8 protein-coding genes are annotated in these 9,728 nt (G+C 44.3%); 2 read left to right on the forward strand and 6 right to left on the reverse strand.

The genetic code is table 11. The features are described from left to right. The first annotated feature begins 133 nt into the window (after positions 1-133). Entirely contained in the window at positions 134-925 is a 792-nt protein-coding gene (locus QAS77_RS07890; protein ID WP_305064810.1) for a TrmB family transcriptional regulator, read from the forward strand. Between the two features lie 257 nt (positions 926-1,182). Continuing rightward, the gene (tes, locus tag QAS77_RS07895; protein ID WP_305064812.1) at positions 1,183-2,808 is read left to right on the forward strand and encodes a tetraether lipid synthase Tes; all 1,626 of its coding nucleotides are present in this window, start codon (positions 1,183-1,185) and stop codon (positions 2,806-2,808) included. 300 nt (positions 2,809-3,108) lie between these two features. On the opposite strand, the gene QAS77_RS07900 is transcribed toward tes, so the two are convergent. The 6 genes from QAS77_RS07900 to gatC all read right to left on the reverse strand — a co-directional run bounded on the left by QAS77_RS07900 (position 3,109) and on the right by gatC (position 9,425). Then, entirely contained in the window at positions 3,109-4,830 is a 1,722-nt protein-coding gene (locus tag QAS77_RS07900; protein WP_305064814.1) for an ABC transporter ATP-binding protein, read from the reverse strand. Between the two features lie 29 nt (positions 4,831-4,859). Then, positions 4,860-5,603 carry a geranylgeranylglyceryl/heptaprenylglyceryl phosphate synthase gene (locus QAS77_RS07905; protein ID WP_305064815.1) on the reverse strand — a complete coding sequence of 248 codons (744 nt, stop codon included), beginning with the start codon at positions 5,601-5,603 and terminating at the stop codon, positions 4,860-4,862. Between the two features lie 8 nt (positions 5,604-5,611). Next, on the reverse strand, positions 5,612-5,761 hold the full coding sequence (locus QAS77_RS07910) for a 50S ribosomal protein L40e (protein ID WP_172368401.1): 150 nt from the start codon (positions 5,759-5,761) through the stop codon (positions 5,612-5,614). A 524-nt stretch (positions 5,762-6,285) separates the two neighbouring features. Beyond that, positions 6,286-7,707 (reverse strand): Asp-tRNA(Asn)/Glu-tRNA(Gln) amidotransferase subunit GatB, encoded by a 1,422-nt coding sequence (gene gatB, locus QAS77_RS07915; RefSeq protein ID WP_305064816.1) that lies wholly within the window; start codon positions 7,705-7,707, stop codon positions 6,286-6,288. Continuing rightward, a complete protein-coding gene (gene gatA / locus QAS77_RS07920) occupies positions 7,708-9,135 on the reverse strand; it encodes an Asp-tRNA(Asn)/Glu-tRNA(Gln) amidotransferase subunit GatA (protein WP_250868115.1) in 1,428 nt (475 codons plus the stop codon). It abuts the gene before it with no gap. An 8-nt stretch (positions 9,136-9,143) separates the two neighbouring features. Beyond that, positions 9,144-9,425 (reverse strand): Asp-tRNA(Asn)/Glu-tRNA(Gln) amidotransferase subunit GatC, encoded by a 282-nt coding sequence (gene gatC / locus QAS77_RS07925; RefSeq protein WP_250868116.1) that lies wholly within the window; start codon positions 9,423-9,425, stop codon positions 9,144-9,146. Positions 9,426-9,728 lie beyond the last annotated feature (303 nt).

Consider the following 9,728-nt stretch of genomic DNA (forward strand, 5'->3'; position numbering starts at 1 on the left):
TTCATGGAAAATAAATGAGACGCACAATGCTTCCATTACAGTTTGATTATTTTAGAGGAATTGTTATTGGCACACTTGCATATGCTATCTCAAAAAAAGAAAGTAAATGGTAAATCGATAATGGGGAAGTATTATGAAAAAAGCACTGATGGAGTCACTTCAACAGCTTGGCCTGACTTCCTATGAAGCGAAGCTGCTTATTGCACTTACACAGTATGGGAGCGGGACTGCAGCAGACATCCACGCATTCTCAGGCATCCCGCGCTCTGCGGTATATGGTGTGATCACTAAACTAGAGGACAGAGGACTAATCGAGGTCCAGACCACCAAACCAAAGCGTTACAAAATAATAGCCCCAGACAAGGTCATTGACAAGCTAAAAGTAAATTATGAAAAAGCGGTCCAATTTTCCCTGAAACACCTTGAGAGTATCTACTCTACAAAAGCTGGAAATGTGGAAGAAGATGCCGTATGGAATGTCAGCGGCGTGAAGAATGTAAATGATAAGATCGCCGAGATGCTAAAGTCGGCCAGTAAAGAGATTATATTTGCCTCATCATACCCCTCACTGAACAGACTAATTGAAATATATCCGATAATGGACAGCATAAAACAAACTGTTCGGGAGAAAATCAATGTGGGAGTAACAGTAAAGATAACCGGACAAAATGAAAATGACATGTGTGATATTGCAAAAGATTTACCCGGAGCTGAGATAAGGGTCACGGGGACAGAAAATAGTATCCAGCCTTTGAAAGGTGGAATACTTGCGATTGATAACAAGGAACTACTTATAATTACCATAAAAGATGAAAGAATTCCATTGAATCTTACTGCTACACAGTACAACGGAAAAGAAGAGGTCCATATCTTCATGCATTTCATGGAGGTGGAATGGAATAGTTCCAGACCAGTTGATGTATGAATGACTTATCATTCTAAAAACACAATTGTTTGCCCAGCACCATAAATTGATTTAAAGTATCTTCACACTTCCCATCGCCTTACTGATCATAACGTAAGTTCATTAGCAAAGTAAAGTTTGAACTAAAAATATACTCATCAAGCAGGACCATAGTGCCTGTGCAAATTATTCAGTTATTGCATATTATTCGTAATAGTCCCAATTATACAAAAATAGATATTTATAAATAAAAACAAGAGACCAAAAGAAGGAATTAAATGGCTGGCGAAACATTAATCGATGAGCTTTTCAAACCGAAAGGAATGGCAGAAGAGAGGGATATTTGCACCTTCAAGAAGGACCAGAAAGCATCCTTCCCGACCCTTTCCTGCAACGAACAAAAGGTATCACACATAAAGCACACGCGATCGATCTGTCCTGAATGTATGAAGGAGATAGATGCTGAAGTGTTTGTAGAAGATGGAAAAGTATTCATTGAGAAGTCATGCTCTGAACATGGTACTTTCAAGGATATATACTGGTCGGATGCTGAACTTTATGAAAAGTTCGATCAATATCATGAATTAGGTATAGGTACCTCAAACCCGATGACGCAGGACATGAGTCCTCTTCTTGGCTGTGGACTGTGCCCAAATCACAAAACAGGTACAATTCTGGCAAATATCGATATCACAAACAGGTGCAATCTTAATTGCCCGGTCTGTTTTGCAAATGCAAAGACGAGTGGATACATCTATGAACCGACCATCGAACAGATCCGGAACATGCTGCTTTTGCTTAAGAATGAGCGACCGGTTCCATGTTATGCAGTCCAATTCTCAGGCGGTGAGCCTACGGTGCGTAACAACCTGCCCGAAATTATCGCAATGGCACGGGATCTTGGCTTTGTGCAGATCCAGATTGCCACCAACGGGGTACGGCTTGCAAAAAGTATAGAGTTTGCCAGAAAATTGAGGGAGGCAGGACTTCATACCGTATACCTTTCGTTCGATGGTATTGGAGAGGAGCCGTACCAGATAATGCGTGGCTTCGATGCCTTTCCTATGAAACAGAATGCAATAAAGAACTGCCGTCAGGCAGGACTTACCAGTGTCACACTGGTACCAACGCTTGCAAAAGGTGTGAATGACCATCAGGTCGGAGATATTATAAAGTTTGCATCCGAAAGACTCGATGTTGTCAAGGGGATCAATTTTCAGCCAGTTGCATTTACGGGTCGTATAGACCAGGCCGAAAGAGAGAACAAACGTATCACGATCCCGGATCTCATGATACTTGTTGAAGAGCAGACCGATGGGCAGATCTGCAGGGATGATTGGTATCCTATACCCAGCGTTGTGCCAATCTCCAGATTCGTATCTGCCATACGCAATAAATCGGTTCCTGAATTTACGATACATCCTCACTGTGGAACAGCTACCTATGCTTTCAAAGAAGGCAATCAATTGATTCCAATAACACGTTTTGTAGACGTCGAAGGATTGTTCGAGTTTTTTGATGAAGTGACACCACAGATCAAAGACACCAGATCCCGTATAAGAAAAGTTGGTCTGATAAGCAAGGCCCTGAGCAGGATTCCGAGTTTCATCGATCAAAAGAATGCTCCCAAATCCATAGATATTACCAAATTAATGATCGATTTCTTTAAGAAAGGCACATCTGAATCCATGAAATCGTTTCATAGGAACAGCCTGTTCCTAGGTGCCATGCATTTCCAGGACCCGTATAACCTCGATATTGAGAGAGTGCAGCGATGCGGAATACACTATGCCACCCCCGATGGCCGCATAATTCCGTTCTGCTCGTATAATACAATGCATCGCCAGGATGTTGAGGAAAGGTTCTCAAAACCTTACACAGAAAAATATAGATGTAATGCATGAGCTGTGCCTGTAATAATCTCAATGTTTTTGAAAAAAGAGGGGGGGTCAAAAACTTTGGGGTTGGAACAATATCTCTTGGATATTATTTGCTCAAAAGTAATCCTGTTAGCTGACTATATACTCAGTGGTTGTCGTTTTCAAGTATTTATGCATATCCGATCATTTACATTTATGCAACTGGTAATAGCTCAACCCCAAAAAAATTGACACCCCAAAAAAGAGTTACGCTTTAAAAGTGAAACGCTAATTTGACGGTTTCGAATAGTAGACCGGTTCTCATGAACCTTGTCCGACATCAGCTCACTGATCTGCAAGACCTTCGAGTGTGTTCTCAAGATAGGTTGCACCACACATCTCAATGAACTTCCCGCAAACATCCCTCGCATCGCCATCCATAATGATCGAGCCATTTTCAAAAAGCACTGCACGGTGTGCCACTTCTTTGACAAAGTCCATGTGATGACTGACAAGTACGATGGTAGTTCCAAAACGTGCGTTTATTCTTTTCAGGGAGTTTGTCACATCCCTTAATGTCACAGGATCAAGGTCTCCAAAAGGCTCATCGAGCATGAGGAACTCGGGTTCTGTTGCAAGAGCAAGGGCAATGTAAGCTCTTACATGTTCACCGCCACTTATCTGGTAAGGGGTCTTGTCAAGAATATCCAGTGGAAGGTCAAGGGCTTCAAATACCGGAACTGCATATTTATCAACATCAGTGTTTGGTATAACAGGGAACAATTTGGAATAAACATCCATTGAAAGACGCATACTGTTCAATGTATTCGTTCTTTCGGACTCACCCATGTCTGGAAGGATATAGATCTTATCAAGCATCTCATCAGAAATACCCATCTCTGCGGCTTTTTGACGTGCAAACTCAAGTGCACCATGCATCTTCATGCTTAGTCTGAAACCGATCTGCTGGCGTACTGTGGAATGCGGAGAAAGTGAGAATTCCTGATGCATTATACTGATCTTTTTCCAAAGTTCCAGACGCTGTCTGGTAAAACTGGATATGTTAACCCACTCATCTTCATGCAAGTAGGAAACTGAGCCTTCCTTTGGCTCTTTCAGGCCTTCCATTATTTTCAAAAATGTAGTTTTGCCTGCACCGGAAGAACCGATGAAACTTACGATCTCGCCTTTATTTATCGCAAGTGATTGGTCTTTTATGTTAAGGACCTCACCCACACGCATCAGGACCAGTCTTTTAGAGATGTTCTCTGCTTTTATGCAGGGACTCTTCTCAGACAATTCAGAGAGCATTTCCTTTGGAGAAAGGTCCTTTAAGAAGTTCTTTAGCACAGTGGCTGGTTTCCCATCATCAACGACCTTACCATCTTCGATGTATATGACCCGGTCTGCAAGATAAGCATGTACTTCCGGAAGATGTGAGACTACGATAATAGGAATGTTCAGCCTGTCCTTAAGCTGAAGAATAACATCCATGATCTCCTGCTTGGTATCAGGTCCTGTCATGGTGACAGGTTCATCCAGTAACAGAAGACGAGGCTGTGCTGCAAGCTGACGGGCAATTATCAAACGCTGTTTTTCGCCGCCGCTTAGCACACTTGAGGAATGGAGGGCTTTATGGTCAAGGCCTACCAGCCTTAAGTATGCCATCGCCCTCTCATACAGTTCATCGTAAAAAGGTGCATCCGGTTCCGGCATGCCTTCATAGCCTTCATATTGGACATTCAGCCTGCGGATTATATTTTCAATAGCAGGGCCCGCCCATAATCCAAAATTGCGCTGAAAATGAATAGCTGTACTTCTTCCGAGTAATTTTTTCCCTTCTGCGCCCGAAAGTTCAGTTATTACAGAACCATCAATTTCAATGCTACCACTGTCGAATGGTTCGGCCCCCCTCAATATCTTGAGGAGAGTGGTCTTTCCACTGCCGCTCTTTCCTGTTATGCCAAGGATCTCGCCATCTGCCACATCAAAACTTATTCCGTTAAGGATGCAGAGTTTGTTTTCGCCAACTTCATAATTCTTTACAATATCAGAAACTCTGAGCATGAGTGAAAACCCCGTTAGAATTCAGGAGATCATTTCTTGATAGCAGAAACAATTTCTTCTATCTTTTTCTTGACATCGTCCGTCTCTTCGACAATAGTACCGGTTACGATCATATCGGCACCGGCATCAGCACATATCTTTGCGGTTTTGCCGTCACGGATACCGCCACCAACGATAAGTTTGTTGTCACCAAGAACGTGTTTTACCGCACCTATGGTTTCAGGAGTGATCGGTTGGTCTGCACCTGAACCCGCTTCAAGATAAGTGTAATGCATCCCCAGATATTTGCCTGCAAGAGAATAAGCAGCTGCGAGCTCTGGTTTATTGCGTGGAATGAGTTTCGCATCGCCTACCCAGCCAACGGTACCACCGGGCTCGGTTATTATGTAGGCCATGGAAATAGGCTCTATTCCAGATTTATAAACAATAGGGGCGCCCATCACCTGATTCGTTGTGATATAATTGATATCACGTGAATTAAGAAGGCTCATAAAAAAGATAGCATCGGCATGAGTGCTCACGCCACCGGCATTACCCGGAAAAAGAATAGTAGGAACATCTACCTGTTCCTTTATTTTGATAAGTGTCTGATCCAATGCCACGCCACCGGCTCCTGTAGAGCCACCGATCAGTATGGCATCTGTACCTCCAGCTACAGCCGCTTTTGCAATCTCTGCAGCGGCTTCCGGAGATTGTGATGCCGGATCGATAAGCGTTAAGTGAACTGTACCTTCGCGTTCTGCGATATCGTTGAGGTACTCTTCCACTTGCATAGTTAGGATCAGCCTCTTCTGACTTCCTTGGATTTTACACGTAGATTTTTGTAACCGCACTTTCTGCATCTTGTTGCCCTAACAGCATTGCGGGCACTGCACTTCATACAGATCTTCTTATTGAGGATCCTTTCTTCTGCTTCTGGGAATCTTGCCATGTTCTCACCTTGATTAGTATTATTGAATATGTATGATAATATGTTAGCTTGAATTTGATATACATCAGTATATCGGTTGGCTACATACATTTCAAAACATATAACTGTTTTGGGATAGACAAAGCGCATCCTTAAAACAGATTATAGACGATCTCAACTAAATGCAACAATAATAAAGAGCAAAAAAGGAGATGAATGGCAGCGACCAGACTCCGGCAGACCGGAGTGAAAGCGACTTCCCCAATAGACGACTCCCCAAAGCCACTCTGAAAGCGATTGCGGTGATACCTTGTATGGTTATGGGATCTTACATCCAATACGCACATCACCATCTGATCTACTGCCTCACCATATCATTAAGGATATGGTAATACTAAGTCTGACTCCATCATATTAATACTTACTCCAAATTTACAGAATGTACAAATATATTTTACATTGTTATTAACTGTTGAGATAAAATAATTAAAATTTGATCAAAAAAAGAAAGAAGGGGGAAAAAGAGAAGGAAAGACCACATAGTCTTAATCTTTGAGTGCCTCAACAAGTAACTCGCGTGCCTGACGTGCATCTGCACGTCCTTTCGTCTTTTTCATGACCTGCCCAACAAGGAAATTGAGGGATTTTTCCGCCCCACCAAGATAATCCTGAACAGCAGCTTCGTTCTCCGCAATCGTTTCAGAAACGGCCTCTGTTACGACATCGCCTTTCACCTTAAGGAGACCTTTTTCAGTAACGACCTCCATTGGAGTGCCGCCATTATCAAGGATAGTCCTTATGACATCAACTGCGCTCTGCTCTGTGACCTTATCCTCGACCACAAGCTTGATGATCTCAATGATATCGTCAGTTGTGAACGAATCGACACTCAGGTCCCTGTAGTTCAGCTCACCCTTGAGCACATCTGCAACCCAGGTACCTGCCACACGAGGGTCTATCGCCGCTGCAACCACCTCATAGAAATCCGCCACACGAATATCAGATGTCAGTGCCTTTGCGTGCATCTCGGTAATATCGTACTCTGAGATCAGCCTGGCACGTTTTGCATCAGGCAGTTCAGGCAGCTCCTCGCGGATAGCAGGAGCCCAGTCAGAAACCCTCATAGGAACGAGGTCAGGTTCAGGGAAATAGCGATAGTCATGTTCGCCTTCCTTGGTCCTCATGGAGATAGTAACTCCCCTTGCCTCATCGAAGTGACGGGTTTCCATTACGACCTCGCCACCCCTTCTCAAAAGATTCTTCTGGCGCATGATCTCGTAGAGGATAGCACGTTCTGCACCCTTATGGGATGAGATGTTCTTGACCTCTGCCCTCTGGCCACCCATGACAGAAACATTGGCATCCACCCTCATGGAACCTTCGAGGTCGCCATTGAACACATCAAGGTAATCAAGGATATTTCTCAACTTATCGAGGTATCTGCGTGCCTCTTTAGGACTTCTCATATCCGGCTCTGAAACGATCTCTATAAGGGCCATTCCTGAACGATTATAATCAATAAGGGTTCCCTTCGATTTCTCAATACTGCCCATGTGAATGAGCTTACCCGGGTCTTCCTCCATATGTGCACGTGTGATCCTCACCACATGCTCCCCATCCTCACCCTCGATAACGACCTTGCCGTTCCCGACTATAGGGAAATCGTACTGGGTCGTCTGGAAACCTTTTGGAAGGTCAGGGTAGTAATAGTTTTTCCTGTGGAACTGGGTCTGCTCCACAACTTCGCAGTTAAGGGCCATCCCTATCTTAATAGCAGATTCAACCGCTCTCTTGTTGATAACAGGAAGTGCCCCGGGAAGCCCCATACAGACCGGACAGACATGGGTGTTCGGCTCAGCATCATGATATTGCGTGGAACAACCACAGAACATCTTGGTATTGAGATTGTTCAACTGAACGTGGACCTCCAGCCCTACCATAACGCCATCCGGATTCTCATATACCATTTAAGCCACCTCCCCAGGTCTTGCTTTATTATGATCGGTATTCTTCTCGAAAGAATATGCCGCACGAATAAGGGTTGCTTCATCGAAATGATTTCCTATGATCTGTAAACCTACAGGCAGACCATCAGAAGAACCACATGGAACCGAGATACACGGAACTCCGGCAAGGTTCATCGGAACAGTGTTCACATCGGTCAGGTATTGGGACAATGGGTCCTCCACCTTCTCACCGATCTTGAATGCAGGCAACGGCATCGTAGGAGCCATTAGAACATCGAAATTTGCAAATGCCCTTTCAAAGTCCTGCTTTACGAGGGTTCGCACTTGCAGTGCCTTAAGGTAATACTTATCCTGATATCCTGCAGACAACGCATACGTTCCAAGAAGGATCCTGCGCTGCACTTCTTTGCCAAAGTTCTCTGCGCGTGTCCTTGATGCCATAACATGCCAGTTCTCACCATCGTTCCTCGGACCGTAGCGAGTACCATCGAAACGTGCAAGATTGGATGAAGCTTCGCTCATGGCTATGGTATAGTAAGCTGCAAGTGCATACTTCGTGTTCGGCATAGAGACATTCTCCCAGGAAGCGCCCATTTCCTCGTACTTGTTGATCGCATCCCACACAGCCTTCTCGGTACCGCTGTCAACGCCTTCGCCGAAATATTCATCCGGCACACCGATCTTAAGACCCTTCACATCATCGACCAGTGCAGCCTGATGATCGATCTTTTTATCAATGGAAGTACTGTCACGGGCATCATACCCGCCGATCACATCCATGACGGCTGCGATATCCCCCACACAGGTCGCCATGGGACCTATCTGTTCGAGGGAATTCGCATATGAGATCAGGCCATAACGTGAAACTGCACCATAGGTCGGTTTAAGACCTACAACGCCACAGAACGCAGCCGGACATCTTACAGAACCGCCTGTATCGGAACCAAGGGAAATAGGAGCTTCACCTGCTGCAACCACTGCGGCACTGCCACCGGAAGAACCTCCAGGAACTCTTTCATGGTCCCAGGGATTAAGAGTGACACCATAGCAGCTTGACTCGGTGGATGTACCCATGGCAAACTCGTCCATGTTAGTCTTGCCTAGGATAACCGCGCCAGCCTCTTTCAATCTCTCGATAACATGTGCATCATAAGGAGGAACATAACCTTCCAGTATCTTCGAACTGCACGTTGTTGCAAGCCCTTTTGTAGAAATGTTATCCTTGATAGCAATAGGAACCCCGGCAAGAGGACCAGCGACTTCACCTTTATCGACCATCTTTGCAGTATCCAGTGCACCATCAGAGGTACAAGTGTATCCATTGATACTACTTTTTCCGATGAGCTCAAGGTATGAAGCGGTCACTTCTTCTGCGGAGGTCGCAGCAATTTTCTCTTTAACATCTGAAATGCTTAACCATTTAGTCATTCTCCACCTCAAATGATCCTAGGCGCTTTGATATAGCCGTCCTTTTCTTCAGCAGTGTTCGTCAGCACATCTTTCTGGTCAAGTGACGGTGTGACAACGTCCTCCCTGAATACGTTCATGATATCTGCCACATGGTATGTAGGTTCGACACCGTCAGTGTCCACTTCGTCAAGCTGACCAAAATAATCCAATACAGAACTTAACTTCACAGCGTAGTCTTCTGCCTCTGCATCATCTATCTCGATGCGAGCAAGCCATCCTACGTGTTCTACCTCGTCTTTTGTGATCATAAGGAATTCCTCAGTAATTTGAATAATAAAACATAGTGTGTTCTAATATGACTGATAGAAATCAAGTACATAATATTAATATGTTGGGTTGATACGGGGCCAACTGCCCCATCAGGTCATGCCTATAATATGATGAGCATGCGCACCAAATCATTGATTAGATGTAACTATTCAGCCCATACAAAACCACATCAATGGGCCTTATTGAAGTTATTAATGGCGTATATGTTATGCACACATTAGGATTTACAATATGTCTAATTATGGCTACTGTTTGTTATTTTGTTATATTTTGTCCGATGT

It is taken from the genome of Methanococcoides sp., assembly GCF_030594565.1.
In the GTDB taxonomy this organism is placed as follows: Archaea; Halobacteriota; Methanosarcinia; order Methanosarcinales; family Methanosarcinaceae; genus Methanococcoides; species Methanococcoides seepicolus.